Source organism: Roseicyclus sp. (assembly GCF_018402035.1).
Lineage (GTDB): Bacteria > Pseudomonadota > Alphaproteobacteria > Rhodobacterales > Rhodobacteraceae > Roseicyclus.
The window spans coordinates 1-1,386 of record NZ_JAGYJN010000076.1; the positions used below are offsets into that span (position 1 = coordinate 1).

General features: G+C 57.4%; 2 protein-coding genes. Both read left to right on the plus strand.

The window, feature by feature from the left end; genetic code table 11:
• Positions 1-10: 10 nt before the first annotated feature.
• Complete coding sequence (gene ugpE, locus KG698_RS15265) at positions 11-820, plus strand: sn-glycerol-3-phosphate ABC transporter permease UgpE (RefSeq protein WP_300984234.1); 810 nt, start codon at positions 11-13, stop codon at positions 818-820.
• 3 nt (positions 821-823) lie between these two features.
• Positions 824-1,386, plus strand: a 563-nt coding sequence (locus tag KG698_RS15270) for an ATP-binding cassette domain-containing protein (protein ID WP_213686396.1), incomplete at its 3' end; no start/stop codon positions are given.

The following is a 1,386-nucleotide window of genomic DNA, read 5'->3' on the forward strand; positions in this document are numbered from 1 at the left end:
CTTTGCCCATCTGGTGCTGATCCTTGGCGTCGCACTGGTGATTTTTCCGGTCTATGTGGCTGTGATCGCCTCGACCCACCCACCGGGGACCTTTGTGCGCGGGGTGATGCCGTTGTTGCCGGGGCCGAACGCGCTGGAGAATTACCGCACGGTAATTTTTGAGGGCCGCTCTCAGGCAGGCACGCCGCCCATCGGGGGGATGCTGTGGAACAGTTTTGTTATGGCGATGGCGATCACGGTGGGCAAATTGTCGATTTCGATCCTGTCGGCGTTTGCCATCGTCTATTTCCGGTTTCCGTTCCGGATGTTTTTCTTCTGGGTGATCTTCCTGACCCTGATGCTGCCGGTCGAAGTGCGGATCGTGCCGACCTTTCAGGTCGTCGCGGATCTGGGGATGTTGAACAGTTTCGCGGGCCTGTCGATCCCCTTGATCGCGTCGGCCACGGCGACCTTCCTATTCCGGCAGTTTTTTATGACCGTGCCAGAGGAATTGATGGAAGCCGCCCGCGTGGACGGCGCGGGGCCGATGAAGTTTTTCAAGGATATACTGCTGCCCCTGTCGATCACCAATATCGCGGCGCTGTTTGTGATAATGTTCATCTATGGCTGGAACCAGTATCTCTGGCCGCTGCTGATCACGACAGACCCAGAGTATTACACCATCGTCATGGGCATCCAACGAATGGTGACCGGCGGCGATGCCGAACCCCTGTGGCATCTGGTGATGGCGACCGTGACGCTGGCGGCGCTACCGCCAATCCTTGTGATTTTGTTCATGCAAAGGCTGTTTGTCAAAGGCCTGACAGAGACGGAGAAATAAAAGATGGCGACGATTGTGATGGACGGCTTGCACAAGGTCTATGCAGGCGGCGTCAAGGCGGTGACAGGCATCAGTCTTGATATCGCCGATGGCGAAATGATCGTGCTAGTTGGGCCTTCGGGCTGTGGCAAATCCACCTTGCTGCGGATGGTGGCAGGGTTGGAAACGATCTCGGACGGGACGCTGCATATCGGTGACCGGGTGGTGAACAATCTTGAACCCGCCGAACGCGATATCGCGATGGTGTTCCAGAATTACGCGCTTTATCCGCATATGACGGTGTTCAATAATTTGGCCTACGGGTTGCGCAACCGCAAACTGCCCAAGGACGAGATCGACCGCCGCGTGCGCGAAGCCGCCGATATGCTGGAAATCGCGCCTTATCTGGACCGCAAGCCGCGTAACCTGTCGGGCGGTCAGCGCCAGCGAGTCGCCATGGGCCGCGCGCTGGTGCGTGAACCTGCGGCGTTTTTGTTCGATGAACCCTTGTCCAACCTTGATGCCAAACTGCGCGTGCAGATGCGTGTCGAAATCCGCCAGTTGCAAAAGCGTCTGAAAACCACATC